Here is a 26,993-nt window from a genome sequence, read left to right as displayed (position 1 = left end):
AGTTCGGTGACGTGTCGCGAAAGCCACTTTCGCGACGTCTGATGTCCCGAANGAAGGACATGACTCTGGTGCGGAGCAGCCGCCGCACCAAGCCCTCGTGAGTGGTCAGGACAGTTGGAATCGTCCTAGCCACTCACGAGGCCTGGTGAGCATGTCGCGAAAGCCACTTTCGCGACGTCTGATGTCCCGAAAGTGGCTTTCGCGACACCGGCGCTCTAGTCCGGTGAGGCGGCGGCGCCAAGTGTGAAGGGGACTTTCCCCGCATCCGATGCGGCGAAAGTCCCCTTCACGACAAACGAAACCGCCCGATCGGGGTCAGCCGACCGGCGGCTCGACGGGCTGCCGGTCCTCTTCCTTGTGCGTGGCCCGCATGACGAGCCAGTTGATCCCCCAGAGCACGATGCCGACGCCGAGCAGGATCGCGGCGACCTTGTAGTCGCGCGCGGGCCGTCCGGACAGCGGCGTCACCAGGTAGAGGCAGAAGATCGCGGCCAGCACCGGGATGATCGTCGGTGCCCGGAAATGCTTGTGCGCCGCCTTCTCCTTGCGCAGCACCAGGACCGCGACGTTGACGATGGCGAACACCGCCAGCAGCAGCAACGCCGTCGTACCGCCGAGCACGCTGATGTCCACAAAGGACACGAGGCCGATCGCGATCAGGCTGGTGAACACGATCGCCACCCACGGGCTGCGGCGGAACGGGTGCACGGTGCCCAGCTGCTTCGGGATGATCCGCTGGTTCGCCATGCCGTAGAGCAGCCGGCTGGCCATCAGCATGTTGATCAGCGCCGAGTTGACGACCGCGAAGAGACCGATCGCGGAGAAGATCTCGCGCGGGAACCCGGGGGCCCCGACGTCGAGCACCTTCAGCAGCGCGCTGCTCTTTGCGGCCTCCAGTTCATCGGCGGGCACCAGCAGCGATGAGGTCACGGAGACCAGGATGTAGATGGTCGCGGCGATGACCATGCCCCACAGCATCGCCTTCGGGAAGATCCGGATCGGGTCCTTGCACTCCTCGGCCATGTTCACCGAGTCCTCGAAACCGACCATCGCGAAGAACGCCAGCGACGTCGCCGAGGTGATCGCCACCAGCATCGTCTGGTTCTCGGTGTCGAACTCGACCAGCCGCGACGCGTCCCCGTTGCCGTTGAGCACCGCCCACACGCCGACCCCGATGATGATCAGCAGACCGCCGATCTCGATGCAGGTCAGCACCACGTTGGTCTTCACCGATTCGGAGACCCCGCGGAAGTTGATCAGCGCGAGCCCGATCACGAACAGGATCGCCACCAGCGGCATCGGCGCCGTGATGAATTCCTTGAGGTAGGTGTCACCGAAGGCCTTCGCCGCCGACGAGGCCGACGTGATCCCCGAGCACATCACCGCGAACGCCACCATGAAGGTGAGGAAGCGGAGCTTGAACGCCTTGTGCGTGTAGAGCGCCGCCCCCGCCGCCTGCGGGTACTTGCCGACCAGTTCCAGGTAGCTGAACGCGGTCATGATCGCGACCACGAACGCGATCAGGAACGGAAGCCACAGCGCGCCGCCCACCCGGCCCGCCACCTGCCCGGTGAGCGCGTAGACGCCCGTCCCGATGATGTCCCCCACCACGAAGAACAGCAGGAGTTTGGAACCCATCACCCGCTTGAGGCTCGGTTGACCGGCCGGACCGGTCTGTTCTGTTGTCGTCGTGTCCGCCATGCGGCAAGAGTGTGCCGTATCACGTCTGGGGCCGACAGTCCGGTTTGGTCAGTTCTTCGTCACGGGTTGACGAAGCCCGCCGTTGGGTAATCCGCTCAGTCGGCGTCGACCGCGGTCTTCACCAGCGGGAGCATCATCTCCTGCGTCATCTTGACCGGCCCGGTGTAGTTGACCAGGACCGGCACGCCGTCCACGAGTTCGGCCGCCGCCAGCGTCGCGGTCTTGTTCTCGTCGGTGTTGTAGTAGATGGCGCCTTCGCCGACACCGGTGACGTCCTTCGCGTTCGCCTTGGCCTTCTTCAGCGACGCGACCATCTCGGCGGGCTTGAGTTTCTTGCCCTCGAAGCGGGTCACCGCGAGCGCGCCGATCTGCTTGCCGGCGGCCGAGTAGACGCAGCTCTTCGCTTTGCCTCCGTTGGCGGCGTTGTCCTGCACCGGACCCGGCGCCGACGTCACGCCCTGGATCGAGACCGCCTTGCCCACGGCCTCGGCGGGCAGCAGCGCGCACGGCTCCTTCGAACCGGCGCCACCGGCGGGCGCGGGCGAGGAACTCGGCGCGGCGGAAGGAGCGGGGGCCTGGCTCGACGGCTTGGCCGCGTTGTCCGTCTTCTCGTCCCCGGACGAACAGGCGGAAAGGGTCGCGATGACAGCGGCGAACAGGATGATCGCCCGTGAAATACGCATGGGTCCGACGATAGACCGAACGGCCTAGCCTGCCGGGGCCCGGTACCGCCAGAACGACGGGATGAGCAGCGCCGCGCCGATGACGAGCACGATGACCAGCACTCCACCGCCGGAGGCCGCGGCGGCCGTGCCGACGCCGGCGGCGGCCCAGCCGTGGGTGAGGTCGGCGATCCGCGGGCCGCCCGCGACGACGACGGTGAACACGCCCTGCAGCCGTCCGCGCATCTCGTCGGTGGTGGCGAGCTGCAGGATGGACATGCGGTAGATCGCGCTGACCATGTCGGCGGCCCCGGCGAGCGCCATGAAGAACACCGCGAGCCACAGCGAGTTCGCGAGCCCGAAACCGGCGACGGCGGCGCCCCAGACGCAGATCGAGACGATCACGCCCACACCTTGTTTGCGGATCCTGGTCAGCCAGCCGGAAAAGAGGCCGATCAGCATCGCGCCGGCGGGGAGCGCGGCGTACAGCCAGCCCAGCGCCGGGCCGCCGCCGGGCGGGTCGCCGAAGGTGCGTTCGGCCATCTCCGGGATCAGCGCGCGCGGCATGCCCGCGACCATCGCGATGATGTCGACGAGGAACGACGCCAGCAGGATCTTCTGTGTCGCCAGGTATTTGAAGCCGTCGATGATGTCGCGGAGGCCGGCCCGCCGCGCGATCTCGCCGAGCGGCGGGATCGGAGGGAGTTTGTAGACCGCGATGAGGGTCAAGGTCAGTGCGATGACGTCGATCAGATAGAGCGTCGAGAGGCCGAGGATCGGGATCAGCGAACCGGCGAGCAGCGGGCCGAAGACCGCGCCGAAGGTGGACATCGTGCTGCTCAGCGCGGTCGCGGGCGCGATCAGGTTGTCGGGGACCAGCCGGGCGACGACGGCGCCGCGGGTCGGCATGTTGATCGCGAAGAACGCCTGGTTGACCGCGAGCAGGCCCAGTACGAGCCAGACCGAGCCGATGTTCAGGAACGCCTGGAGCCACAGGACCGCCGAGGTGACGGTGACCCCGACGTTGGTGACGAGCAGGAGCTTGCGGCGATCGACGGCGTCCGCGATGGCGCCGCCCCAGAGACCGAAGACGAGCAACGGGACCAGCGCGACCAGGCCGGTCAGGCCGACGTACGCCGACGAGCCGGTGAGGTCGAAGACCTGTTTGGGGACCGCGACGGCGGTGAGCTGGCTGCCGACGGCGGTGACGGCGGTCGACAGCCAGAGACGGCGGAACGCGGGGATCTTGAGCGGCCGGGTGTCGACGACGATCGAGCCGAACAGCTTGCGGACACCTTTGCGCTGGTCAACCCCCACGTCGTCACTCACAACCAGACAGCTTAGCCGCGCTAACTAACCAACCGCGCGCGATTTATGTCACCGGCCGCCCACGTCGTCACTCACAACCAGACAGCTTAGCCGCGCTAACTAACCAACCGCGCGCGATTTATGTCACCGGCCGCGCGTGAAGGCCCCCTTCCCTCGGCTGGGCCGAGGGAAGGGGGCCTTCACGCGCGTGGGATCAGGGCGCGACGCGCTCGATCTGCCAGCCGTCGTCCGTGCGGACGTAGCGGAGCCGGTCGTGCATGCGGTCCTCGCGGCCCTGCCAGAACTCGACGACGTCGGGCCGGATTCGCCACCCGCCCCAGTGCGGCGGGAACGGGATGTTCTCGACGTCGGCGAACCGGCGCTCGATGCCGTGGAGCGCGTTCTCGAGGGCGCGGCGGCCGTCGACGACGCGGGACTGCGGCGACGCCCAGGCCCCGAGCTGCGAACCCCGCGGGCGGGACGCCCAGTACTCGGCGGTCTCGGCGACGTTGACCTTCTCCACCTCGCCGCGCACGTGGACCTGACGCTGCAGGGCGTACCACGGGAAGGTGATCGACGCGTAGCGCGTCGCGGTGAGGTCGTGGCTCTTGGTCGAGGTGTAGTTCGTGTAGAAGACGACACCGCGCTCGTCGAGGCCCTTGCACAGCACGGTCCGGGAGGACGGCCTGCCCTCCGGGTCGGCGGTGGCGAGCACCATCGCGTTCGGCTCGGGGATCCCGGCGGAGACGGCCTGGTTCAGCCAGTCCTGCAGCTGGGCGGTCCATGTCTCCGCCAGTGCGGACTCTTCGAAGGCGGCCCCTTCGTAGGCCACCCTCATCCCGGGCAGGCGAACGACGGCGTCGCCGTTCTCGGCAGCGCCCTCTTTGATCTCCGGCATCATCCGCCAAACCTCCGTACCCGATCGGGGCCCATGACTTCGGCTTTGCCGCCGACGGTATTGCCTAGACGGCGGCGGCGAAACCCACTGAACGGTGACACCCGCCACCCCTGCCCGATCATCTGTGTGTAGCCGCTGGACCGCAAGCCGTCACCTGCTCGTCACCTGGCGGGACCTGATCGATCAAGGCCGAAGGTCGGTCCGCCCGGCGCTTTGTTCCGGCCCTTTCCGGTCGCCCGCGGAATCGCGCCCGGCTTCACAAAATACGGAAAGCGCCTGGACAGACCGGGTCGGCAAGGAATTTACGGCCATCCTTTCCGCTTTTGTTTCGTCGATATTTCGGAACTCCGCGAACAATTCTTCCGGTTTTCACAGCGGCACCCGCGCCCCTCCCGGCCAATTCTGTCGATTGACAGAAATTACCGCCCGGAACATCTCCGTGAGATGTGCCGGCGAAGGCCGGCTCCGGGTGGCAATTCGCCTCCGAAACCGGCCGTCGCGCTGTCAGTTCGTGACAGTGAACTCCGCCCGGACGATCCAGCCCCAGCAGTCGTACGACGCCGTGTACCGCCCCGGCACCGTCCCGGCCGGACCGTCGCCGCGCAACGCGACACCGATGCCGCCGGTGCCGCCGTCCCCCACCACCCGCAAGGGGATCGGCGCGGCGAGACCGTCCGCGACGAGGGTCGTCGCGAGCCCGCCCGCCCCCGACGGGCGCAGGCAATAGATATCCGCGGTGACCGTCCCACCTGCGACGACGGAGTTCGGGCTCAAGACGAGGCTCGACGGTCTGGTCGCGTTCGCCTGCCCAGCACCGGCCAAGGTGGACAAGATCGCCACCCCCGCGACGCACGCCGCGGCCGCACGAAATTTCATCCTCTGCTCCCTCCGGAATTTTCACCCGCCACCCGATGGACGTACGCCGCCGGGCACCGGGTTGCCCACCAGGTGAGAGTCCGCCCTTTGGGGCGAACGGCCGGATTTAGCAGAATGTGACAGCGAATCGTGCAAGAGCCGACGATCACACTAGGTAGACCTTGCGCCACTCGATAGGATCGCCGCCGAGAGCAACGGGGTGATCACCTCTATCCAGAGTGTTCAGAGGTTTTGATGGGACGGCCGGGTGTGCGGCCGCGCCATCGCCATTACCGGCCGGGCTTCCGCGAGGGAGTTCGACACCGGTCGATCAGTCCTGCGCTCGAACAGCCGGAACTTTCCACGCCCGAGTTACTCCCCTTCCCCAGGAGTGCGTTGTGATTTCCCGTTCCCGCCGTCTCGTGACGGCGTTGTTGTGCGTCTTTTCGCTGGCAGGCGTGACCGCCCTTTCGGCTTGTTCCGACAGCACGGCCGCCTCCGGCACCAAGGTCACGATCGGTTACAGCGCCTGGCCGGGCTGGTTCCCGTGGGCGGTGGCCCAAGAGAAGGGCCTCTTCGAGAAGAACGGCGTGAACGTCGACCTGAAGTGGTTCGACAGCTACACCGAGAGCATCAACGCCCTCTCCTCCGGCGCGATCGACGCGAACAGCCAGACCCTGAACGACACGCTCGCGTCGGTCAGCGGTGGCGCGAAGCTGTCGGTCGTGCTGGTCAACGACAACTCGACCGGCAACGACAAGGTCATCGCCCGCCAGGGGATCACCAGTGTCGCCGACCTCAAGGGCAAGAAGGTCGCCGTCGAGCAGGGCACCGTCGACCACTACCTGCTGCTGCTCGCGCTGCAGGAGGCGAAGCTGACCGAGAAGGACATCGAGCTGGTCCCGCTGCTGACCGACGCCGCCGCGGCCGCGTTCGTCGGCGAGCAGGTCGACGCCGTCGCCGCCTTCGCGCCCTTCACCACGAAGGCACTCGAGCGCCCGGGCAGCCGCGCGATCGCGACGTCCGCCGAGTTCCCCGGCGCCATCCCCGACCACCTGGTCGTCTCCGAGCAGATGTCGAAGGAGCGCAAGAAGGAGGTCCAGGCGCTGGTGAACACCTGGTTCGAGACCATCGACTGGATCAAGCAGAACCGGGACGAGGCCGTGAAGATCATGGCCAAACGCGGCGCGGTGTCGACCGACGAGTACAAGACCTACGACGCGGGCACCACGATCTTCACCAAGCAGCAGAACCTCGACGCGTTCACCCCTGGCGTCACTCCCGCCCACCTCAACTTCCAGGCGGGCAAGATCGCCGACTTCATCGTCTCCAACGGCCTCGCCCAGAGCAGGCCGAACTTCGACGGGCTGTTCGACGACCAGTACGTGAAGGCGGTGAAGTGAGCGCCACGGACGCGTCGGGGCGGGCCGCTCAGCGGACGGACGCCGACGACGAGGCCGAAGCGCGCCGCCTCGAAGACGAGCAGCGGCTCGCCGAGGCGCAGGAGGAGCGGCGCGGCACGCGACCGGACTGGTCGCCGCTGCCCCGCCGGGCGGGCCTGAAGCCGAACGCCTCCCCGCTGTTCTCGCTCCGGACACCGATCCCCGCGCGCTGGCGGTGGACGCTGGCGGTGGCCTCGTTCGTGATCCCGCTGCTGATCTGGGTGACGCTGAACGCGCTGGGCACGATCAAGCCGATGTTCCTCCCGACGCCGGTCGCGGTGTTCGACGCGTTGCTGAAGATGATCGAGTCGGGCGAACTGTTCAGCGATCTCTGGGCCACCACGCAGCGGGTGCTGCTCGGCTTCGGGCTCGCGATCCTCGTCTCGGTGCCGCTCGGCATCGTGATGGGGACGTTCGACGCGGGGCTGGCGCTGTTCGAGCCGGTCATCGCGATGCTGCGCTACCTGCCGGCGAGCGCGTTCATCCCGCTGCTGATGATCTGGCTCGGCCTCGGCGAACCGTCGAAGGTCGCGGTCCTGTTCCTCGGCACGGTCTTCTTCAACACGCTGATGATCGCCGACGCCGTCCGCGGGGTGCCGCGTTCGCTGCTCGACGTGTCGTACACGCTCGGCGCGCGGCGCGGGGAGGTCCTGCGCAAGGTGATCGTCCCGCACGCGCTGCCCGGCATGATCGACGCGACCCGCGTCAACGCGGCGGCCGCGTGGAACTTCGTGGTGGTCGCCGAACTGATCAACGCCACCGCCGGGCTCGGCCTGCGGATCATGCGCGCGCAGCGGTTCACCCAGACCGACCGGATCTTCGCGCTGCTGATCGTGATCGGCCTGCTCGGGCTGGTCATCGACATCGCCTTGCGGCTCCTGCGGGCCCGGGTCGGGAAGTGGGCGGCATGACGCTGCAGCTGAAGGCGGTCGCCAAGGACTACACGGTCCGAGGCAAGACCACCCGCGCGCTCGACGGGATCGATCTCGACATCACGCGCGGCGACTTCGTCTGCGTGGTCGGCGCCAGCGGGTCCGGCAAATCGACCCTGCTGTCGCTGATCGCGGGGCTGACCGAACCGACCGAAGGCCTGATCACCCTCGACGGTGACGCCGTGACCGGACCGGGCCCGGACCGCGGACTGGTGTTCCAGCACGGCGCGCTGTACCCGTGGCGCACGGTGGAGGCCAATGTCGCGTTCGGACTCGAACTGCTGGGCATCGACAAGGCCGAGCGAGCGCGCCGCATCGACTGGTATCTCGACGAGACCGGCCTCGGTCACCTGCGGAAGTCGTTGCCCAAACAGCTTTCCGGCGGGCAGAAGCAGCGGGTCGCGATCGCGCGGGCGCTGGCGTGCGAGCCCGACGTGCTGCTGCTGGACGAGCCCTTCGGGGCGCTGGACGTCCAGACCAAAGAGGACATGCAGGTCCTGATCCGCCGGATCTGGACCGACACGCACACCACCGTGCTGATGGTGACCCACGACGTCGAAGAGGCCGTGTTCCTCGGCCGTCGCGTCGTGGTGCTGGCCTCGGATCCGGGCCGGGTGGCCGCCGACATCGAGGTCGGCCTGCCCGCGGAACGCGACCTCGCGGTCAAACGCGCGCCGGAGTTCGTCGCGCTGCGCGCGTCCATCGAAGACCTCGTCCGGGAACAGCACCGCGGACACCTCGGGCGGAGCCGGGGAGAAAGGTGACCATGAGGCACGGGAAGACCCGGCCCGAACGCGGGCCGTGGTCCGGATTGCTCGGCAGACTCGGTATCCGGGGCAAGCTCAACCTGCTCCTGATGCTGCCGCTGACCGCCGTGGTCCTGGTGTCGGTGCCTTACGTCGCCGGGGAGATCGACGACGCCCGGTCCGCGCGCACCACCGCCGACGTCGCGTCGCAGGCCCGCGCGCTCGGCACGCTCGCCTGGGAACTGCAGCGCGAACGGCTGCTGACGGCGCACTACATCGCGTCGTCGTCGGCGAGCAGTGCGGCGATGCTGAAACAGCAGGCCGTCGTCGCGGACGCGGTGAACCAGGTGAGTTCGCAGCTGAGCGCCGACGCGCCGGAAGAACTCGCGGCGGCGCTGGTGCGCATCGGATCGCTGAACGAGATCCGGGAGAACGCGCTCCGGCGCGGCGCCTCACTCGACAGCGTGGCGCGGACCTATCACGCGGTGATCGACGCGGTCATCAACTCGCTCCGCCTGGTCCCGCAGCAGACCAGTGACGCGGCGGGCACCCAGCAGCTGACCGCGCTCGACGCGCTGCTGCGCGCGAACGAGGAGAACTCGTTGCGCGGGATGGCGTTGATCATCGTGCTGGTCACCCCCGAATCGGGCGCGCCGGTGCTGGCCGACGCGAAACAGCAGTCGTCGCTGTTCCTCGAACGGTTCGTGCAGCAGGCCGACGTCGCCCAGGCCACGCAGGTCGTCGCGGTGGAGCAGGGCGAGTCCGGCCGCCGGGTCGACGCGCTGGAGGCCAGGCTCGCGGAGGCCCGTGGCCCGCAGGCCGTGCAGAGCCTGCTGCCGGACATCCTCGGCGCCGTCGACGCGCAGTCGAACCAGCGGCGCCTCGCCCAGGACGCGGTCACCACCGGCATCACCGACGCCGCGACCGCGCGAGCCGACGCGGCGCAGAACCTGGCGTGGACGATCGGTATCGGCGCCGGTGTGCTGTTCCTGCTGGTCGGCGGGCTCGCGATCGCGGTCAGCCGGTCGATCGCGGATCCGCTGCGGAAGCTGACCACGGCGGCGACCTCGGTCGCCGACCTCGCGAGCACCGAACTGGTCCGCGTCACCGACACCGAGCAGGCCGAAGAACTCGCGCCGCGGCTCGCCACCATCGACGTGTCCTCACAGGACGAACTCGGCAAGCTGGCCGAGGCGTTCAACCGGGTGCAGGCCACCGCGGCCGAACTGGTGGAACGGCAGGCCGTCACGCGGCGCAACGTCGGCCTCATGTTCGCCAACGTCGCGAAGCGCACGCAGAACCTGGTGGGCAGGCAGCTGGCGCTGGTCGACGAACTGGAGCGCAACGAGCAGGACGTCGCACTGCTGGCCAGCCTCTACCGGCTCGACCACCTCTCCACCCGCCTTCGCCGGAACGCGGACAACCTGCTCGTCGTGTCGGGGAACCGCGACGAGGCAAGGATTTCCGGCCCGATCGAGCTGTCGACGGCGCTGCGTTCGGCGCTCGCGGAGATCGAGGACTACCAGCGGGTGCGGCTGGGTTCGATGGGCGACGTCCTGCTGTCGTCGCCGTTCGGCTCCGATCTGGTGCTGATCTTCGCCGAGTTGCTGGAGAACGCGACGTCGTTCTCCCCGCCGGAGTCCTTTGTGGACGTCGGGACGAAGATCCTGCCCGACGGCTCCTGCCTGATCGTGATCGTGGACCAGGGCATCGGCATGACCGCGGAACGGCTCGCCGAGGAGAACCGGCGGCTGGTCGAACGCGAGCGGCTCGAACTGGCGCCGACCAGTGTGCTCGGGCTGTTCGTGGTCGGGCGGCTCGCGCGGCGGCACGGGCTCAAGGTCGAACTCACCGAGACCGAGCCGGGAGCCGGGGTCACCGCGCGGATCACCATCCCGCCGACCCTGCTGACGTACCGGCCGCCCACGCCGAAGTCCGTCCCCGCGCCGCCGGTGTGGCCGACGGCGGAACCGAGTGAGGAACCCGAACCGCTGTCCCGTCCGGCGCAGGAGGCGGCTCCGAGCGAGCCGCCGACGCTGGCGATCGCCGGGATGATCCCGCGCGACGGCCAGCGGCCGAGGGATTTCCGCTGGTTCCGCAAGACCGACGGGGAGATCGCGGAACCGGCTCCGGTGCCACTGCCGCCGCCGGCGCCCGAACCGGCGCCCGTGTACCAGGCACCCGCGCCGACGCTCACCGCCGCCGATCCTGGCGAGACCCGCGGCGGGCTGCGACGCCGGGTCAAGGGCGCACAGCTTCCCGGCGCCCCCGAAGCGCCTTCGCGGCAGAAGTCCAGGCATGATCCAGAAGCGGCCAAGGCGGCCTTCGACGGCTTCGAGGCCGGGCTGGCGAAGGCCACCGCGCCGCCGGCGGCCGTCCCGGCGCCGATGCCCACCCCGACGCCAGTGCCCGCCGCCTCGCGGGGCGGTCTCACCAGGCGGGTCCCCGGCGCGCAGCTGGCGCCAGGGCTCGCGAAAGGTCCGGCCGCGCGGCACCAGACCGCGCGGGCGGCGCTGAACACCACCAAGCCCAAGGGCATGCGTGACCCCGAGGCCGAGCGTGCCGCGTTCGACGCCTTCAGTGACGGGTTGGAGAAAGCCGTCAACCCGGAGATGCAACAGAGAGAGAAGAGCAAGAGATGACGACCGGAGTCAGCGTCGAAGCCCGGAACTTCAACTGGTTGGTGACGCGCTTCGCGCAGAACACGGCGAGCGCGATGGGCGCGATCGCCGTCTCGGCCGACGGCCTGCTGATCGCGATGTCGTCCGAGCTGGAGCGGGCCAACGCCGACCGGCTGGCCGCGATCTGCTCGGCGATGCTCGGCCTCGCGCACGGCGTCTCCGAGAGCCACCCGCTCGGTTCACCCGACAAGATCATCATCGAGCTGGAGCAGGGCTATCTGCTGGTCTGCACGATCAGCATCGGATGTTCGCTCGGCGTGCTCGCCACCAAACAGGCCAGCCTCGGCACCATCGCCTACGAGATGGCGATGTTCGCCAACCGCGCGACCGAGGTGCTCACCCCCGCGCTGATCGAGGAACTCAAGAAGAGCGTCGGCAGCTGAACTGACGAGGGGACAAGGGAATGAGCGACGACCAGGTACCTCAGCCGAGGGGCGCCGAACAGGGCATCTCGCCGCTACGCCCGTATCTGCTCACCGCCGGCCGCGCGCAGCCGGTGGACGGCACGCTCGAAATCGAGGCTCAAGTGCTCACGAGCAGGCTGGGCGCGGCGTCGCACGCGAGGCTGACCTTCGAACGGCGGGAGATCGTTTCCCTTTGCCGGGAAACGAAATCCGTCGCCGAAGTGGCGGCGATGCTCGGCCTGCACATCGGCGTGGCCAGGGTGCTCGTGGCGGATCTCGCCGCACTCGGCTACGTCGTGCTCCGTCGCCCGGCCGGTGCCTTCACCCAGGACCTCGGCATGATCGAAAGGGTCATTCGTGGACTCGAAGCAATTCGCTGAACCGGCGCCCGCCAAGCCGCCGACACCGGTCAAGATCGTCATCGCGGGCGGGTTCGGGGTCGGTAAGACGACCACCGTCGGCGCGATCTCCGAGATCAAACCGCTGACCACCGAGGCCGCCATGACCTCGGCGGGAGCGGCCGTGGACGGCTCCGGCGGGGAGGTGCCGTCGAAGACCACCACCACGGTGGCGCTGGACTTCGGCTGCATCACCATCGACGAAGAGGTGAAGCTGTACCTCTTCGGCACGCCGGGGCAGGACCGGTTCGGGTTCATGTGGCACGACCTGGTGCTGGGCGCGCTCGGCGCGCTCGTCATCGTGGACACCCGGCGGCTCGACGACTGCTATCCGGCCGTCGACTACTTCGAGAAGGCCGGGTTGCCGTTCGTGGTCGGGGTGAACGTCTTCGACGGTTCGCTGAAGCACGACCTCGAAGACGTGCGCTGGGCCCTCGCCGTCGGCGAGGACGTCCCGCTGATCACCTTCGACGCGAGGCAACGGCTTTCGGTCCGTGACGCGCTGCTCGCCGTGCTGCACAACACCTTCCGGCGGGCGTCGGCGGCGTCTTGACCCGATCGCGCACAAGAAGTGACAACTGGCCCCTGAACGTCACACTATCCTGTTATCCTCGATCGCATTCCCGCCGATCCGGCCGCGGGAATGCGAAACGGGGTGGATGCGATGTCCGGCGACTACATGAGCGGAAGCGAGTATTCGGCGACGCTCACGGCCGCGCTCAACGGCTATTGGCAGACGCTGGAGAAGCGCTGGCTGCACGACGCCGGCCAGTTGCTGAGGGGTGGTTCGAGCCAGTTCCCCGGGGCACCGGAGCCAGCTCGTTGGCAGCCCCCGACCGACTCGTGGGGCCATCTGACGACCTGTCCGATCGTCCAGTGGGCGGTCAATGACGGCGCCGCGGCGAACCGGCCGCAGGCGGAGGCCTGTGACGGCTGGAGCGTGCGGGACGCGAAGTACGTCGAGTGCCGGGCGTTCGACGTGTTCACCCAGGTCGCGGATTGGGCGTGGCGGAAACGGGAACAGCTGGCGACCGGCATCCCGGATCTCGCGGGCGGTCCGGAACTGTCGTCGCTCGAAGAGGCCTACAGCGCCTTCTCGTCCGTCGAGAAGAAGATGCGGGTCGGCAACGCGATGGGCGACCACGACCTGGACAACATGGTCGCGCTGCTCGCGGGCAGCAACAACCAGTCGGGCACCCGGGCTTGGATGACCGGCTGGATGGGGCTCGCGGCGAACAGCCTCCAGGACGGTTTCCTCGCGACGGTCCTCCCCACCCTCACGCATCAGGACCTCCTCGTGCAGTGGCTCGGCAACAGCTACTCGTGCCGGGCCACGATCATCCACGCCGCCAGGAACAACATCCTGAACCTCATCGCCGAGGCCACCACCGCGCTCAACGAAGCCGCCCCCGCTCCGACGGAACCTCCCAAGGAGAAGCTGGTACTGAGCGCCGTCAGCGACAAGTGGGAGTACGCCAAAACCGTCATCGGCGCCTTGGGCCGCACGGCTCCGGCCGGCGTCGGCAACGCGCTGATCCTGCTCGAGTTCGCGATGAACATCACCGCACGGCCGTTCAACTCGGACCTGCGGTTCCCTCAGCTGGACGCGTTCTTCGCGCATGTGGACACCGGCGTCCGTGAACTCCACAGCGACCTGGACAAGGCCGAGAAGGACTACCACGACGCCATCAAGGCCATCGAGAGCGAGATCGCCGGGGTCGACCGCATCGATCTCGAGCTCTACGACATGACGCAACCTCCGGCGAAAGGCGGCCCCAAACCAGGATCGGACGGAACCCAGCGCTTCGCCGTGGACGTCACGGTCGTGCTGCAGCTCGCCGAGGCCTGCTACGGAGCGGCCGAGATCTACTCGGGCTTGCTCGGGGAACTCGCGAAAACCTCTTACGCCGACGGCCAGCTCGTCGGTCGCGGGGTCGTCCCCACGGAGGCCGACACCGCCCTGAAGCAGTTACGGAACGACGTCGAGTCCTTCTTCCAGAAGACGACCGCGCGTTACCTGGCCGCGGGCGACCGCATCAAGGAAGCCGCCGAGAAGTACGCGCAGACCGACGCCGAGCAGAAGGAGCGGCTCCAGTCGTCGATCGGCACGCTCGGCGACTGGGCCAAGGAAGAGCCAGGCAAGAAGCCCGAGGGTGAAAAGCGGGACCGGATCGACCTCGACCCGGACAAGGAAGGCGCCCAGAACTGACGTTCAGGCGGGCCGGGTGATCGCGGCGAGCATCAGGGCACGGAGTTCGGCGGCGACGTCGGCGACCGGGAGCGGCGGGGTGTGCGCCTGCCACTCGCGCAGCAGACCGGTCGCCGCGCCGACGAGCGCGATCGCCGTCAGCCGGTAGTCGCGATCCGGTGCGACTCCGTGCGCGGCGGCGTGCCGGGCCTCGGTTTCGATGAACGCGGCCCACCGGTCGACCCATTCCTGGTGCTGCGCCTCCAAAGCGGCGCTGACGCCGACGGCCTCGACGTAGTTCAGCCGCGGCATCCGGGGATCCGAGGTGACCGTGCTGACGAAGACGTCCAGCAGTGTCCCGATCCGGGTGACCGCGTCGGCGCCTTCCAGCGTCTCCAGGGTGCCGGTGACGTGCTCCAGCGCGAGCGCGTTGATGCGCTCGTGCAGGGTGAGCAGCACCTTCTCCTTGCTCTCGAACTCCTCGTAGAAGTTCCGCGTCGAAACGCCCGCGCGGGTGCACAACTCGGTGATCTTCGCCTGCCGGTAGCCCGTCGACGTGAACAGGTCCAGGGCCGCCAGGAGCAGGCGTTCACGCCGTTCGGCGCGCCGTTGCTCGGGCGCGACCCCGCCGTAGGTGCGGGCCACTCGACCTCCCCCGATTCGGTAACAGGGATTGCCAGATGCTAGCAACAGCGCCTACATTGCGAAAATCTCGATTACCAAACTGGAGGCTGTAATGCGTCTGGCGCTTCGGACAGTTCTGGTCGCAGCTCTCACCGCCACCCTGATCGGGGCCCCGGCCGCGCAAGCCGCGCCGAGCGCCCCAGGGGATCTGGTCGACTACAAACCCGTCATCGCCACCGCCCCGGCGAAGGCCTGGAAACTCCACTACCGCTCGACCTCGGCGACGGGGCAGCCGAACACGGTTTCGGGCATCTTGCTGGTCCCGCACACGCCGTGGACGAAGGGCGCCCGCCCGCTGGTCAGCTACGCCGTCGGCACGCACGGCCTCGGCGACCGCTGCGCGCCGTCGACCCGGCTGACGAACGGGTCGGAGAACGAAGTCCTCCTGATGAGCCAAGCGCTTTCGCGCGGCTGGGCGGTCGTCGTGACCGACTACGAGGGTCTCGGCACCCCGGGCACGCACACCTACGCCGTCGGCCAGTCCGAAGGCCGGGCCGTCCTGGACGCCGCCCGGGCCGCTTCCCGGATCCCTGAAGCGGGCCTCTCCAAGACCGGTCCGGTCGGCGTTTTCGGTTACTCGCAAGGAGGTCAAGCCGCGGCTTTCGCCGGCGAACTGCAGCCGTCCTACGCGCCGGACGTCAACCTGGTCGGCGTCGCGGAAGGCGGTGTCCCGGCGGATCTGAACGCGGTCCTGAAGTTCAACGACGGCGGGCCCGCGTTCGGCCTCGTGCTCGGTGCCGCCGTCGGCTACGCGACCGCGTATCCGGAACTGCCGTTCAACGAGGTGCTCAACGCGAAGGGCGAGCGGGCCGTCGCGAAGGCCAAGGAAGCGTGCACCGTCGAACTCGGCGCGGCGGCGCCTTTCGCGCGGCTCAACGACTTCACGACCGTGCCGAACGTTTCGTCGGACCCGCGCTGGCAGGCCAGGCTCGGCGAGAACCTGGCGGGCAAGACCAAACCCGGCGCGCCGGTCTTCCTGTACCACGCTTCGCTGGACGAACTGATCCCGCTTTCGGTCGGCCAGGGCCTGCGTGACCGCTACCGCGCCCTCGGCGCCGACGTCACCTGGCAGGAGTTCCCGCTGCTGGAACACATCGGTGGCGTCTCGGCGGGCGGCCCCGTCGCGATGACCTGGCTGGGCACCAAGTTCTGACGAGCCCCCGGGGATGACGCGAAAGCCACTTTCGCAACCTTGAAGGTTGCGAAAGTGGCTTTCGCAACGCTTGCCACCGTCACACGAGCCCCACCAGCCCCTCCTGAGGGGAGCAAGGGACCTTTAGTACCGCTAGGTTTTCTAGCGATGCTAGCGCCCCGCGGCCGCACGCGTGATTGAAGGGACGACACGGCCGAGGCCGGGTCTCGCCCGCGTGCCGTCCGTCCAGTCACACGTGTCGTCCGTCTGATCACACGTGTCGTCCAAACACGACCGGCATCAGACAGTGTCGAACACCCGAAGCGCGGTCACCGCGTCCGGCGCCAAAGAAGTCGTGAGCGTCCCACCGGCGGCCAAAGGCGTACGCGACCACCACTCACCCGAGGCGGCGGGCAGCGAAGGACCGCCCACGACCAGATCGGTCGCCAGCACCCGCCTGCCCGCCAGATGCGCGAGGCTGGAGTCCAAAGTGGAGTCACCGATCACCAGCGTCTGCCGCAACACCGGAACGGCTCCCCGCACGACATGTTGCGTGGTCACCAAAGACCCCGGCCGCTCACCCGCACGCCCGAGCACCAGCACCTCCCGCGTATGCAGGTACGCATCAGCCGCCACGGCGGCCCGGAACTCGGCGGCGTGCCGCGCGCGAGCGGTCACCACGGTCGGCTCCGGCAGATACTCCAGCGACCCACCGTCCTCCACGACAATGTCCACAAGGGATGAACTCCCCTCCCCGCGCAGGCCGGGAAGCGCGATCGTCGCCGCGACACCGGAAAGTCGCAACGCGGCCCCGGCGCCGACGCGGATGGTCAGCTTCAGCTCGTCGCCGCCCAACGGCGAGGTCGCCGAATTGACCAGATGCACCACCGCCTTCGCGCCGGCGCCCCGCTTGGGCAGGAGCGTGAGCGGCGCCATCGAGCGCAGCTCACGCAGTACGGTCCGGCCGCCATCGAAGCAGGCGGTCAGCCGCGCGTGCGCCTTCACCCCGCGCGGACCGGGAGCAGCGAGCGGACCCAGTCCGCGACCGCCGGTGCGTTCGGGGTGTCCACAAGGGACTGCGTGATCACCGGCAGCTCACCCCGCATCCGGTGCGCGTCCGAGGTCATCACGTCCATGTCCGCGCCGACCAGATGCGCGATGTCGATCTTGTTGATCACCAGCAGATCCGCCGTCGTGACACCCGGCCCGCCCTTGCGCGGCACCTTGTCGCCACCGGCGACGTCGACCACGAACACCTGGCTGTCGGCGAGTCCCCGGCTGAACACCGCGGTGAGGTTGTCCCCGCCGCTTTCGATGATCACCAGATCCAGCCCCGGGAAGCGCTCCTCCAGCCGTTCGACGGCGTCGAGGTTCGCGGTGATGTCGTCGCGGATCGCGGTGTGCGGGCACGCGCCGGTCTGCACGGCCTCGATCCGCTCCGGGTCGAGCACCCCGGCCTTGCGCAGGAAGTCGGCGTCCTCGGTGGTGTAGATGTCGTTCGTCACGACGGCGAGGTTGAACTCGTCGCCGAGCGCCCGGCACAGCGCCGCGGTGAGCGCGGTCTTCCCGCTCCCCACCGGCCCGCCGATCCCGATCCGGTACGCGCGCCCCGCGGTCGGCGCCTGCTCGTAGTGGTCGGGTTCCGCGGCGGTCGGGTCGAAGTTGACGGGGTGGACATGTCCATGACCGTGACCATGCTCAGCTGGCAAAGAGACGCACCTCTTCCTTGTGATGCCGGGCGTGTGCCTCGGCGAACAGATCGAGCGCCGGTGAACCCGGCGCCGGGAGATCGGCCGGATCGTCGCCCGCGACCTCGGCCGCACGCAGGGAAACTTCCCGGACCTCGTTCGCGAGCCGGGCCACGACCGCGTTGACGGCGAACGGATCGAGCCCGAGCAACCGCACGGCCGCGCTCGCGGGCCCGCTGATCGCGAGGTACGCCACCGCCATAGCGGCATCGAAGGGCGCACGAACCAGCGCGCCGACGATCACCGGATGGTGCGGTCGCGGAGTTTCCTTCAGGAGCTGCGAAAGCACCGGCGACGGCCACGCCGCCTTTCCCGCCCGAGCGGTTCCGCGACCTTGCGCGCGAGACGCCTCGCGCTGGGCGAGCGAAGGCGTCCTGGCGTCGAGTTCGAGGTCGAGCCGCCCCCAGTGTCCACTCTGGACGTTCCGCGCGGCGGCATGTGCCGAAGCGGCCGCGAACACCGCGGCCAGCGAACCGGCCGTTCGCAGGCGCCCGTAGAGGAAACCCGGCAGGTCGCGCTCATGCGTGATCAGCTTCCGGGTGACGGCCTCTTCGAGCCCGCCGGAATGGACGTGCCCGCCCCCGGGGAACCGGGAGTCGGCGAGGATGAGCGCGGAGAGATCCATCAGAAGAGGAAATACCTTTGCGCCATCGGCAACTCCGTCACCGGCCGCGGTTCGATCAGCTCGCCGTCGACGTGCACGGCGAAGCTGTCCGGCTCCACCCGGATGTCCGGCGTCGCGTCGTTCAGCACCATGTCGGCCTTGCCCCGCGAGCGCGTGTTCGCGATCGGCACGAGCTTCCGCGTGATGCCGAAGCGCTCCGCCACCCCGCTTTCGAGCGCTTCCGGTGCCACGAAATGGAAGCTGCTCGCCGCGGCGACCACCGGGGCCGCGCCGAACATCGGCCGCGCGAGCACGGGTTGCGGCGTCGGGATGGACGCGTTCGCGTCGCCCATCGCCGCCCACGCCGGGAAACCGCCCTTGAGCACCACATGCGGCCGGACCCCGAAGAACTTCGGCTCCCACAGCACGAGATCTGCGAGCTTCCCGACTTCCACCGAGCCGATCTCGTGGTCCATCCCGTGCGCGATCGCGGGGTTGATCGTGTATTTGGCGACATAACGACGAGCCCGCAGATTGTCGGCCGCGCCGTCGCCGGGCAGGGCGCCGCGCCGTCGTTTCATCACGTGCGCGGTCTGCCAGGTCCGGATGATCACCTCGCCGATGCGGCCCATCGCCTGCGAGTCCGAGCTCATCATGGAGATCGCGCCGAGATCGTGCAGGACGTCCTCGGCCGCGATGGTCGTCGGCCGGATCCGGCTTTCGGCGAACGCCAGGTCCTCGGGCACCGACGGGTTCAGGTGATGGCAGACGACGAGCATGTCGAGGTGCTCGTCGAGGGTGTTCGCGGTGTGCGGACGCGTCGGGTTCGTCGACGACGGCAGGATGTTGGGCAGCCCGGCGACCTGGATGATGTCCGGCGCGTGCCCGCCGCCCGCGCCTTCGGTGTGGTACGCGTTGATCGAGCGGCCACGGATGGCGTCCACAGTGGACTCCAGGAAACCCGCCTCGTTCAGCGTGTCGGTGTGGATCGCCACCTGGACACCGGATTCGTCGGCCACCGTGAGGCAGGCGTCGATCGCGGCCGGGGTGCTGCCCCAGTCCTCGTGCAGTTTGAAACCGCCCGCGCCGGCGGCGAGTTGTTCCCGCAGTGCCTCGTGCCGGACGGTGTTCCCCTTGCCCAGCAACAGGACGTTGACCGGCTGGCCGTCCATCGCCTGCAGCATCCGGCCGAGGTTCCACGCGCCGGGGGTGACGGTGGTGGCCTTGCTGCCTTCGGCCGGTCCGGTCCCGCCGCCGACGAGGGTGGTGAGCCCGGACGCCAGCGCGGTCTCGGTCAGCTGCGGGCAGATGAAGTGGACGTGGCAGTCGATCCCGCCCGCGGTGAGGATCTTCCCGTTGCCGGACAACACCTCCGTCGACGGACCGACGACCAGCGCCGGGTCAACGCCGTCCATCGTGTCCGGGTTGCCCGCCTTGCCGATGCCGGCGATCCGGCCGTCGCGGACGCCGACGTCGGCCTTGACGATCCCCCAGTGGTCCAGGATCACGGCGCCGGTGATGATCAGATCCGGCGCGCCTTCGGCCCGGGTCGCCATCCCCTGGCCCATGGACTCGCGGATGACCTTGCCGCCGCCGAACAACATTTCGTCACCGCTGCCGGACGGACCCATACTGCGGTCTTCGGTGACCTCGACGAGCAGATCGGTGTCCGCGAGGCGGAGCCGGTCGCCGGTCGTCGGGCCGAACAGTTCGGCGTACCGCTCGCGATCGATCGACGGCATCAGGACTCCATCCGCAATCCGGGCACCACGCGGTTCCCGGCCAGCGGGACGAGGTCGACTTCGCGTTCGACGCCCGGTTCGAACCGCACCGAGGTCCCCGCGGGCACGTCGAGCCGATGCCCTCGCGCGGCTTCGCGATCGAATTCGAGCCCCGGATTCACCGCCGCGAAATGGTAGTGCGAGCCGACCTGGACGGGCCGGTCGCCGAGGTTCCGCACGAGCAGCCGGACCCGCGGCCTGCCCGGGTTCAGCTCGACCGGCGCGTCGCCGGTGATGATCTCCCCTGGTCGCACTCGCGGCCCCTCCCTAGACGATCGGGTCGTGCACGGTGACGAGCTTCGTGCCGTCCGGAAAAGTGGCTTCCACCTGCACGGAATCGACCATTTCCGGCACTCCGCCCAGTACCTGCGCCCGGGAGAGCACCGACCGGCCGCTCGCGACGAGTTCGCTCACCGTCCGGCCGTCGCGGGCGCCCTCGAGAACGTGGTCGGTGATCAGCGCGACCGCCTCGGGGTAGTTCAGCAGGACCCCTCGTTCCAGGCGTTTGCGCGCTACGTCAGCCGCGACGTGGATGAGCAGTTTGTCCCGCTCCTGGGGGCTCAGGTGCATGGGAAAGGTCTATCACCGGAAACCGCCCGCCGCCGGTTCTCGAAACACAGGATTTACGTCGGCACCCGGTACACGGAAAGTGAACGGAACCGTAACTCTTCGCGTACGAGCGCCGATTTCACTGAATCGTTCTCGTAATCGTGACCGAAAGCACCACATCTTTCGATTGCCCCACGCCGCGACGTGGAGCAAAGTTTGTCCATCCGTGCGATGAGGCGCGCCTTCGCTGCGTGCAACCCGTCCACGCATGAAACACAAAGCCGGGGAATGCGCATCGAAAGGTTTCACCACAGTGAGTGCCTCCACGATCAGCACCAAGCCGTCCGACCAGGTCGACGACGGTTTCCGACCCGGTCTCGAAGGCGTGGTCGCCTTCAAGACCGAAATCGCCGAGCCCGACCGTGACGGTGGCGCGCTGCGCTATCGCGGTGTCGACATCGAGGATCTCGCCGGCAAGGTGACCTTCGGTGACGTCTGGGGACTTCTCGTCGACAGCCGCTTCGGCCACGGGCTACCGCCCGCCGAGCCGTTCCCGCTGCCGGTGCACACCGGTGACGTCCGCGTCGACGTCCAGGCCGCGCTGGCCATGCTCGCCCCCATCTGGGGCTACCGGCCGCTGCTCGACATCACCGACGACGAAGCGCGCGACCAGCTGGCCCGCGCCTCGGTGATGGCGCTTTCGTACGTCGCCCAGTCCGCGCGCGGTATCGGGCAGCCCGCCGTCCCGCAGACCAGGGTCGACGAGGCGAAGTCGATCACCGAGCGCTTCATGGTCCGCTGGCGCGGCGAGCCCGACCCGGCCCACGTCAAGGCCATCGACGCCTACTGGGTCTCGGCCGCCGAACACGGCCTCAACGCCTCCACCTTCACCGCCCGGGTCATCGCCTCGACCGGCGCCGACGTCGCCGCGGCGCTGTCCGGCGCGATCGGCGCCATGTCCGGCCCGCTGCACGGCGGCGCGCCGGCGCGAGTGCTGCCGATGATCGAAGAGGTCGAGAAGACCGGCGACGCGGTCGGCCTGGTCAAGGGCATCCTGGACCGCAAGGAACGGATGATGGGCTTCGGGCACCGTGTGTACCGCGCGGAGGACCCGCGGGCACGCGTGCTGCGCCGCACGTGCCAGGAGCTCGGCGCGTCGCGCTACGAGGCGGCCGCCGAGCTGGAGCAGGTGGCGCTGAAGGAGCTGCGCGAGCGGCGTCCGGACCACCCGATCGAGACCAACGTCGAGTTCTGGGCGGCCGTGATCCTGGACTTCGCCGAGGTGCCGCCGCACATGATGCCCGCGATGTTCAGCTCGGCGCGCACCGCCGGCTGGGCCGCGCACATCCTGGAGCAGAAGAAGACCGGGCGCCTGGTGCGGCCGTCGGCCAAGTACGTCGGGCCGGAGCCGCGTAAGCCCGAGGACGTCGAAGGCTGGGACCTGGTCGTCAAGCAGTCCTGACGCGCGCTATGAACGGGTCGTTCCTTGCGAATTCCGCGAGGAACGGCCCGTTCATTGCAGCTGCGGGACCGAAGAATCGTGGGCCGCGGTCGCCGAAAGCATGGCCGTGAGCTGATCGACCAGCCAGCCGTCCAGGGCTTCGCGTGGCACGGCGCGCTCCTGCAGCCAGCTCAGCAGCGAGCCCTCCACCACCGCGGTCCAGCAGCGCAACGTCAGCAGGAGCATGGGCGAGGGCTCCGACACTCCCAGCGCGTCGAGGATGAGCTCGACGGCGCGGTTGCGGACCTCGTCGATCGCCGCGTCCGTCTCCGACGTCGCGATCACCGAGCCGCTGCGCAACAGTGCGACATAACCCGCCCGGTAGTGATCGGCGACGTCGATCAGCCCGCGGACGGCGGCTCGCAGGCGGGTTTCGGGCGGCCCTTCCTCCAGCCCGGCCAGGCCGTCGATAAGGCCTTCGGTGACCGTTTTCAGCGCCTCGACCTGCAGTTCCCGCAGGCTCGAGAAGTAGCGGTAGAACAGCGGCCGCGAGACTTCGGCGCGGGCGATGATGTCGTCGACCGTGACGAGTTCGGGCGCGCGCGAGCCGAACAGGTCCAGCGCGGCACGGATCAGGTCCTCGCGGCGCGCTTCCGGCGACATCCGGCGTGGGCGTCTGGTCACGGGGTGACGTCCAGTTTCGCCGCGGCCCGCAGCAGTCCGGGGGTGAGCCGGGAGAGGACGAGCGCGGCCTTGGCCTCCGGGGTCGACGGCTGGATCGCCTTGTCCTTCTCGACCGCGCGAAGGATGTCGCGCGCGACCTTCTCCGGGCCGAAACCGCGTTTCGCGTACAGCTTGCTGCTCGACTTCTGGCGCCGCTTCTGCTCGATCTCGTCGACGCCGACGAAACGGGTGGTGCTGGTGATGTTCGTGTTCACGATGCCGGGACAGATCGCGGTGACGCCGATGTTCTCGGCGGCGAGCTCGGCCCGCAGGCAGATGCTCAGGGTCAGCACGGCGGATTTCGTGGTGGCGTAGGCGGAAAGGATCTTCGACGGCAGATAAGCGGCGGCCGAAGCGACGTTGACGATCTGGCCGCCTTCGGCCCGTTCGCGCATCTGCTCGGCGAAGACGCGGCAGCCGTGGATGACGCCCCACAGGTTCACGTCGATGAGGCGTTCCCAGTCCTCGACCGTCGTGTCGAGGAACGGCCCGGACAGGCCGATCCCCGCGTTGTTGACGACGATGTCCGGAACCCCGAACTCCCCCTTGACCCGCTGGGCGAACTTCTCGACCGCCTCGGCGTCGGACGAGTCCACTGTGTACTCGCCGACGGTGACACCCTTGTCCCGCAGGAGTTTCGCGGTTTCCGCGGCGGCCGAGCCGTTGATGTCGGTGATGACCAGGTCGGCACCCTTGTCCGCGAACGCGAGCGCCGTCGCGCGGCCGATGCCGCTGCCGGCGCCGGTCACCACGACGAGCTTGTCTGCGAACCCTCGGGTTCGGGCCTGTTTGAGCGCACGACTCTCCTCGCCGCCCTCGACGTGGTCGATCAGCTCGGCGGTGGCGTCGGCGATCACCTGGGGCTTCTCGCGGACGACCCAGTGCGTGCCGACGATCCGGCGGATCCGGAGGTCCGGCGCCCAGCGCTCGATCTCGGTCTGCAACGGCGTGGTGACGAATTTGTCGCCGGTGGGCGCGAGCACCTGCACCGGGATTTCGGCCGGTCGCGGCCTCGGCCGGGAAAGGCGCGTGAACATGTTGGCGCGGTAGAGGTTGAGCCCGTACAGGCCGTCCGAAGTGGACGGCGCTGCGGCCGCCGGATCCATCCGGCCGATCAGCGCACCCATCGCGCCGGTGCGCCAGAGCAGCTGCGGGATCAGTGGGATCTGGAAGCCGAGGATGTAGGTCGAATGCGCCCCTTGGACGAGCGCGTTCTTGAGCCTTCTGGGGCTCGGGCGAACTTGTGCGCGGAACCACGCGCCGGCGTGATCGAGGCTCGGCCCGGAGATCGACGTGAACGACGCGAGCCGTCCGCGCAGCTTTTCGCCGGTGACCGAATGCCAGGTCTGGATGGAGCCCCAGTCGTGCGCGAGCAGGTGGACCTTGCCCTCGGGCTGGACCTCGTCGACGACCGCGGCCAGGTCGTCGGACAGCTGGTCCAGTTTGTAGGACGCGCGTCCCGACGGCTTGTCCGAGCGACCCGCGCCACGGACGTCGTAGACGACGACCCGGTAGCGGCGTTCCAAAAGGGCGGCGATGCCGTCCCACATGGAGCCGTTGTCCGGGTAGCCGTGGACGAGCACCACCGTGGGCGCGTCGTCGACGCCGGTCACCCGGACCGAAAGGCGGACACCGTCGCTGGCCGTCACCCACTTGTGAGACATGCTGTCATGTTAGACAACTTGTCAATAAGGCCGCTTTTTCAGCACCACGCGACCGACGGTCCACAAGGTGTCGATCACCAGGACGAAGGTCCAGATCCGGCCGATGTTCAACAGCCAGTGACCACTGGAGTTCCAGTACCACTCGGCGGGGCGAGGACTGCCGAACAACGCTTCGACGGGCCAGCTGTAACCGGCGAACGCCAGCGCCGCCTGCGCGACGACGTAAACCGTGACATGGGCCGCCCAGTTGCGAAGGGGGTTCGCGCGCTTGTTCGGCTCCTTCGTCACCGATTCGGCCGCTTGCGAACTCTCCTCGTCCGTGCGGGTTACCGGCTTTTCCTTTTGTGACACCGTTTTTCGTGGTTCCACGGGAAACTCCGCAACTCCGACACGCCGTACGGCGCCACGAACCACGAACGATCCGAAGAGCAGGAGCACCGCCGCGCCGAAGCAGGCGGCGCGCCACCCGGCGTCCGAACCGTAGAGCTGCCCCGCCACGAAGGTGCCGATCGTCGCTCCGAGTAACGTCGCACTCTCGTAGATCCCCATCGCGCGGCCGAGACTGAGCCCGGCCGCCTCGGCGACCACCGCCTGCTCCACCGGGATGGCGGCCGCGAACGCCGCCGCGGACAGCACCCACATGACCGCGAGCACCGGCGGACTCGGCGCGAAGGACAACCCTGCGGCGAAGATCGCGCTCGCCACCATCGCCAGTGCGAGCACCCGCGTCCGGCCGACCTTGCGGACGAAGCCGTGCAGGTAGTCCGGCAGCAGGCTGTACACGATGAAGCCGGGGATGAACACCGCCGCGATCTCGCCGAGTTGCAGCTGATGCCCGCGTTGCAGGTGCATCAGGAGCAACAGGGCGACCCCGGCCTCCGCCATCGCGGTCAACGCGACGAGCGCGAGCATCGGGCGCATCCGCTTGCCCAGCTGCAGCAGCCGCGGCGCGCCTTCTTCGCGCACGGGCGCGGACTTCGCGTTCAGCAGGACCACCGCGGCCACCGCGCACGCCGCCGCGCCGAGCCAGAACACGCCCCGGTAGTCGATCCAGGCGATGGCGGTCAGCGCGACCACGAACGCGATCCACGTTCCGCCGCCCTCGGCCGCGAACAGCTTGCTGAACGCTCCGTCGTCCCTCGCGAGCCCCTCCCCCACGCGGGCCCGCAACGCGACCCAGAACAGCGCGCCGCCCGCGCCGCCGAGAACCGCGGCCAGATAGGCGACCCCGATCCCCGGTGCCACCGCGTAGACCACAAAGGACAGTCCATAGAGGACCGCACCGGCGGCCGCGATCCGGCCGCGATCGAACCGGTCCGCGAGGGAACCCGCGATCGGCCGGGCCACGAACGACACCAGTGTCTCCAGCGCCGTCAGCGCGCCGACCTCGGCGGCCGACGCGCCGAGCTGGCTCCCCACCCACAGCGGCAGGAGGAAATCGAGAACCTCCGCCGGACCTTTGGTCAGCGCGGCGGCGAGCTGGTTCTCCTCCGCCCTTCGTTTCTGCGCTACTTCGTCCACCCCAGTACCCCCTTTTCGGATACGACTGTATTCCAAAGGGCGTCGAGCGGGCAAGCGGGGCGGGGGTGACGCAGAGTAAGAGCTGTGTGGAAATAGGGACGCTCAACGTCTCTATTTCCACACACCCCTCGCGATAGGGACCGTGTGGATTTCAGTGCGTTGGACGACCTGGCGGTCCAACCGCCACGGGAGAGGAGGATGCGTCCGTGCCGAAGATCGTGGACCGCGCCGAACGTCGCCGCAAAATCGCCGGCGCCCTCCTGCGCATCGTCGCGCGCGAAGGCGTCGAGGCCGTCAGCGTGCGCTCGGTCGCCGTCGAAGCAGGGGTGTCCGCGGGCGCGGTGCAGAAGTACTTCTCCACCAAGGAAGACCTGTTCCGCTTCGCCCTCGACATGACCAGCGAGTTCCTGGAGCAGCGCTGGAACACCCTCGACCAGTCCGGCGACCTGCTCGACCTCCTGTTGCGCTTGCTGGTCGAGGCGATGCCGCTCGACGAGCAGCGCCGCGCGGAGGTGATCGTCATCAACGCCTTCACCGCCCGCGCCGCCGTCCGGCCGTCGTGGGCCGAGTTCATCCGCACGGGCTACGACGAGCTCGTGGAGATCACCGCCCAGTACCTCTCGAAAGCGCAGGCAGCGGGCCATGTGCGAGACGACCTCGCGGCGAGCGACCTGGCCGACGCCGTCCTCGCCCTGACCGACGGCTTCGCGAACCGGATGCTCACCGCCACCGACCCGGCCGCCCTCCTCCCTTCCCTCGAAACCTCCGTACGCACGCTCCTGACTCCCCGCATTTAGTCCTCTGGATGCGGTAGTTGCACGCGCAAGGACCGCATCCAGAGGACTAAATGCGGGAGGGGGCGACACGGGTGTCCATCGATCGGTTGACAGCCGGGTTCAGTCCAGCGGACGTCCCGGAGCGGCGAACCACC

The 26,993-nt window shown here is 68.7% G+C and carries 26 protein-coding genes; 11 read left to right on the top strand and 15 right to left on the bottom strand.

All coding sequences use genetic code 11. From position 1 onward, the window contains the following. Positions 1 to 315: 315 nt before the first annotated feature. The 5 genes from ACXIZN_RS38070 to ACXIZN_RS38050 form a co-directional block, all read right to left on the bottom strand. Positions 316 to 1,701, bottom strand: coding sequence for an APC family permease (locus ACXIZN_RS38070; RefSeq protein ID WP_457959652.1), 1,386 nt, complete (start codon positions 1,699 to 1,701; stop codon positions 316 to 318). A 95-nt stretch (positions 1,702 to 1,796) separates the two neighbouring features. Beyond that, positions 1,797 to 2,384, bottom strand: a complete 588-nt coding sequence (locus ACXIZN_RS38065) for a DUF3558 family protein (protein ID WP_457959651.1) — start codon at positions 2,382 to 2,384, stop codon at positions 1,797 to 1,799. A gap of 24 nt (positions 2,385 to 2,408) precedes the next feature. Next, on the bottom strand, positions 2,409 to 3,692 hold the full coding sequence (locus tag ACXIZN_RS38060) for an MFS transporter (protein WP_457959650.1): 1,284 nt from the start codon (positions 3,690 to 3,692) through the stop codon (positions 2,409 to 2,411). 193 nt (positions 3,693 to 3,885) lie between these two features. Next, a complete protein-coding gene (gene pdxH / locus ACXIZN_RS38055) occupies positions 3,886 to 4,572 on the bottom strand; it encodes a pyridoxamine 5'-phosphate oxidase (RefSeq protein WP_457959649.1) in 687 nt (228 codons plus the stop codon). Between the two features lie 501 nt (positions 4,573 to 5,073). After that, positions 5,074 to 5,445 carry a hypothetical protein gene (locus tag ACXIZN_RS38050; protein WP_457959648.1) on the bottom strand — a complete coding sequence of 124 codons (372 nt, stop codon included), beginning with the start codon at positions 5,443 to 5,445 and terminating at the stop codon, positions 5,074 to 5,076. Between the two features lie 377 nt (positions 5,446 to 5,822). Here ACXIZN_RS38050 and ACXIZN_RS38045 point away from each other — a divergent pair, with 377 nt between their 5' ends. The 8 genes from ACXIZN_RS38045 (at position 5,823) to ACXIZN_RS38010 (ending at position 14,236) form a co-directional block, all read left to right on the top strand. Beyond that, positions 5,823 to 6,827: an ABC transporter substrate-binding protein gene (locus tag ACXIZN_RS38045; RefSeq protein ID WP_457959647.1), complete on the top strand. Its 1,005-nt coding sequence runs from the start codon at positions 5,823 to 5,825 to the stop codon at positions 6,825 to 6,827. Continuing rightward, positions 6,824 to 7,777 carry an ABC transporter permease gene (locus tag ACXIZN_RS38040; protein WP_457959646.1) on the top strand — a complete coding sequence of 318 codons (954 nt, stop codon included), beginning with the start codon at positions 6,824 to 6,826 and terminating at the stop codon, positions 7,775 to 7,777. Before ACXIZN_RS38045 ends, ACXIZN_RS38040 begins: the two co-directional genes overlap by 4 nt. Further along, the gene (locus ACXIZN_RS38035) at positions 7,774 to 8,562 is read left to right on the top strand and encodes an ABC transporter ATP-binding protein (RefSeq protein ID WP_457959645.1); all 789 of its coding nucleotides are present in this window, start codon (positions 7,774 to 7,776) and stop codon (positions 8,560 to 8,562) included. The genes ACXIZN_RS38040 and ACXIZN_RS38035 overlap by 4 nt, the downstream gene beginning before the upstream one ends. 2 nt (positions 8,563 to 8,564) lie before the next feature. Then, positions 8,565 to 11,186 (top strand): nitrate- and nitrite sensing domain-containing protein, encoded by a 2,622-nt coding sequence (locus ACXIZN_RS38030; RefSeq protein WP_457959644.1) that lies wholly within the window; start codon positions 8,565 to 8,567, stop codon positions 11,184 to 11,186. After that, positions 11,183 to 11,608, top strand: coding sequence for a roadblock/LC7 domain-containing protein (locus ACXIZN_RS38025; RefSeq protein WP_005156032.1), 426 nt, complete (start codon positions 11,183 to 11,185; stop codon positions 11,606 to 11,608). The genes ACXIZN_RS38030 and ACXIZN_RS38025 overlap by 4 nt, the downstream gene beginning before the upstream one ends. Positions 11,609 to 11,628: 20 nt before the next feature. Beyond that, positions 11,629 to 12,009 carry a DUF742 domain-containing protein gene (locus ACXIZN_RS38020; protein WP_034308529.1) on the top strand — a complete coding sequence of 127 codons (381 nt, stop codon included), beginning with the start codon at positions 11,629 to 11,631 and terminating at the stop codon, positions 12,007 to 12,009. Then, positions 11,987 to 12,580 (top strand): GTP-binding protein, encoded by a 594-nt coding sequence (locus ACXIZN_RS38015; RefSeq protein WP_126730503.1) that lies wholly within the window; start codon positions 11,987 to 11,989, stop codon positions 12,578 to 12,580. Before ACXIZN_RS38020 ends, ACXIZN_RS38015 begins: the two co-directional genes overlap by 23 nt. A gap of 111 nt (positions 12,581 to 12,691) precedes the next feature. Then, a complete protein-coding gene (locus tag ACXIZN_RS38010) occupies positions 12,692 to 14,236 on the top strand; it encodes a hypothetical protein (protein ID WP_457959643.1) in 1,545 nt (514 codons plus the stop codon). Positions 14,237 to 14,239: 3 nt separating this feature from the next. Here ACXIZN_RS38010 and ACXIZN_RS38005 read toward each other — a convergent pair whose 3' ends face one another. Then, positions 14,240 to 14,860, bottom strand: coding sequence for a TetR/AcrR family transcriptional regulator (locus ACXIZN_RS38005; protein WP_457959642.1), 621 nt, complete (start codon positions 14,858 to 14,860; stop codon positions 14,240 to 14,242). A gap of 91 nt (positions 14,861 to 14,951) precedes the next feature. Between ACXIZN_RS38005 and ACXIZN_RS38000 the strand changes: the two genes are divergently transcribed. Further along, entirely contained in the window at positions 14,952 to 16,052 is a 1,101-nt protein-coding gene (locus ACXIZN_RS38000; RefSeq protein WP_457959641.1) for a lipase family protein, read from the top strand. A 279-nt stretch (positions 16,053 to 16,331) separates the two neighbouring features. Here ACXIZN_RS38000 and ACXIZN_RS37995 read toward each other — a convergent pair whose 3' ends face one another. From ACXIZN_RS37995 to ACXIZN_RS37970, 6 genes are read right to left on the bottom strand one after another with little or no spacing between them, the layout of a single operon-like run. Then, entirely contained in the window at positions 16,332 to 17,036 is a 705-nt protein-coding gene (locus ACXIZN_RS37995) for an urease accessory protein UreD (RefSeq protein WP_457959640.1), read from the bottom strand. Further along, positions 17,033 to 17,740, bottom strand: a complete 708-nt coding sequence (gene ureG / locus ACXIZN_RS37990; protein ID WP_457959639.1) for an urease accessory protein UreG — start codon at positions 17,738 to 17,740, stop codon at positions 17,033 to 17,035. Before ureG ends, ACXIZN_RS37995 begins: the two co-directional genes overlap by 4 nt. Then, the gene (locus tag ACXIZN_RS37985; RefSeq protein WP_457959638.1) at positions 17,730 to 18,404 is read right to left on the bottom strand and encodes an urease accessory protein UreF; all 675 of its coding nucleotides are present in this window, start codon (positions 18,402 to 18,404) and stop codon (positions 17,730 to 17,732) included. The genes ureG and ACXIZN_RS37985 overlap by 11 nt, the downstream gene beginning before the upstream one ends. Then, positions 18,404 to 20,125, bottom strand: coding sequence for an urease subunit alpha (locus ACXIZN_RS37980; protein ID WP_457959637.1), 1,722 nt, complete (start codon positions 20,123 to 20,125; stop codon positions 18,404 to 18,406). The genes ACXIZN_RS37985 and ACXIZN_RS37980 overlap by 1 nt, the downstream gene beginning before the upstream one ends. After that, positions 20,125 to 20,418 (bottom strand): urease subunit beta, encoded by a 294-nt coding sequence (locus tag ACXIZN_RS37975; RefSeq protein ID WP_457959636.1) that lies wholly within the window; start codon positions 20,416 to 20,418, stop codon positions 20,125 to 20,127. Before ACXIZN_RS37975 ends, ACXIZN_RS37980 begins: the two co-directional genes overlap by 1 nt. Positions 20,419 to 20,431: 13 nt before the next feature. Continuing rightward, entirely contained in the window at positions 20,432 to 20,734 is a 303-nt protein-coding gene (locus tag ACXIZN_RS37970) for an urease subunit gamma (RefSeq protein ID WP_037317886.1), read from the bottom strand. A gap of 292 nt (positions 20,735 to 21,026) precedes the next feature. Here ACXIZN_RS37970 and ACXIZN_RS37965 point away from each other — a divergent pair, with 292 nt between their 5' ends. After that, positions 21,027 to 22,175, top strand: a complete 1,149-nt coding sequence (locus ACXIZN_RS37965) for a citrate synthase 2 (RefSeq protein ID WP_457959635.1) — start codon at positions 21,027 to 21,029, stop codon at positions 22,173 to 22,175. Positions 22,176 to 22,226: 51 nt separating this feature from the next. Here ACXIZN_RS37965 and ACXIZN_RS37960 read toward each other — a convergent pair whose 3' ends face one another. Genes ACXIZN_RS37960 through ACXIZN_RS37950 form a run of 3 tightly spaced genes read right to left on the bottom strand, consistent with a single transcriptional unit; the run spans position 22,227 to position 26,062 of the window. Further along, positions 22,227 to 22,817, bottom strand: coding sequence for a TetR/AcrR family transcriptional regulator (locus ACXIZN_RS37960; RefSeq protein WP_457960698.1), 591 nt, complete (start codon positions 22,815 to 22,817; stop codon positions 22,227 to 22,229). 17 nt (positions 22,818 to 22,834) lie between these two features. Further along, a complete protein-coding gene (locus ACXIZN_RS37955) occupies positions 22,835 to 24,526 on the bottom strand; it encodes an SDR family oxidoreductase (RefSeq protein ID WP_457960697.1) in 1,692 nt (563 codons plus the stop codon). A 36-nt stretch (positions 24,527 to 24,562) separates the two neighbouring features. Beyond that, positions 24,563 to 26,062 carry an MFS transporter gene (locus ACXIZN_RS37950; protein ID WP_457959634.1) on the bottom strand — a complete coding sequence of 500 codons (1,500 nt, stop codon included), beginning with the start codon at positions 26,060 to 26,062 and terminating at the stop codon, positions 24,563 to 24,565. Positions 26,063 to 26,268: 206 nt separating this feature from the next. On the opposite strand from ACXIZN_RS37950, the gene ACXIZN_RS37945 reads away from it, so the two are divergent. Further along, positions 26,269 to 26,859, top strand: a complete 591-nt coding sequence (locus ACXIZN_RS37945) for a TetR/AcrR family transcriptional regulator (protein ID WP_457959633.1) — start codon at positions 26,269 to 26,271, stop codon at positions 26,857 to 26,859. Positions 26,860 to 26,993 lie beyond the last annotated feature (134 nt).

This window comes from Amycolatopsis sp. TRM77291 (assembly GCF_054166285.1).
This window is presented reverse-complemented; position numbering and strand designations above follow the sequence as displayed.

What these genes read in the sequence shown, in the direction of transcription:
- ACXIZN_RS38070 (WP_457959652.1), bottom strand. Translation starts at nt 1,701, where the DNA reads ATGGCGGACACGACGACAACAGAACAGACCGGTCCGGCCGGTCAACCG.
- ACXIZN_RS38065 (WP_457959651.1), bottom strand. Translation starts at nt 2,384, where the DNA reads ATGCGTATTTCACGGGCGATCATCCTGTTCGCCGCTGTCATCGCGACC.
- pdxH (WP_457959649.1), bottom strand. Translation starts at nt 4,572, where the DNA reads ATGATGCCGGAGATCAAAGAGGGCGCTGCCGAGAACGGCGACGCCGTC.
- ACXIZN_RS38050 (WP_457959648.1), bottom strand. Translation starts at nt 5,445, where the DNA reads ATGAAATTTCGTGCGGCCGCGGCGTGCGTCGCGGGGGTGGCGATCTTG.
- ACXIZN_RS38035 (WP_457959645.1), top strand. Translation starts at nt 7,774, where the DNA reads ATGACGCTGCAGCTGAAGGCGGTCGCCAAGGACTACACGGTCCGAGGC.
- ACXIZN_RS38030 (WP_457959644.1), top strand. Translation starts at nt 8,565, where the DNA reads ATGAGGCACGGGAAGACCCGGCCCGAACGCGGGCCGTGGTCCGGATTG.
- ACXIZN_RS38025 (WP_005156032.1), top strand. Translation starts at nt 11,183, where the DNA reads ATGACGACCGGAGTCAGCGTCGAAGCCCGGAACTTCAACTGGTTGGTG.
- ACXIZN_RS38020 (WP_034308529.1), top strand. Translation starts at nt 11,629, where the DNA reads ATGAGCGACGACCAGGTACCTCAGCCGAGGGGCGCCGAACAGGGCATC.
- ACXIZN_RS38010 (WP_457959643.1), top strand. Translation starts at nt 12,692, where the DNA reads ATGTCCGGCGACTACATGAGCGGAAGCGAGTATTCGGCGACGCTCACG.
- ACXIZN_RS38000 (WP_457959641.1), top strand. Translation starts at nt 14,952, where the DNA reads ATGCGTCTGGCGCTTCGGACAGTTCTGGTCGCAGCTCTCACCGCCACC.
- ACXIZN_RS37985 (WP_457959638.1), bottom strand. Translation starts at nt 18,404, where the DNA reads ATGGATCTCTCCGCGCTCATCCTCGCCGACTCCCGGTTCCCCGGGGGC.
- ACXIZN_RS37980 (WP_457959637.1), bottom strand. Translation starts at nt 20,125, where the DNA reads ATGCCGTCGATCGATCGCGAGCGGTACGCCGAACTGTTCGGCCCGACG.
- ACXIZN_RS37970 (WP_037317886.1), bottom strand. Translation starts at nt 20,734, where the DNA reads ATGCACCTGAGCCCCCAGGAGCGGGACAAACTGCTCATCCACGTCGCG.
- ACXIZN_RS37960 (WP_457960698.1), bottom strand. Translation starts at nt 22,817, where the DNA reads ATGTCGCCGGAAGCGCGCCGCGAGGACCTGATCCGTGCCGCGCTGGAC.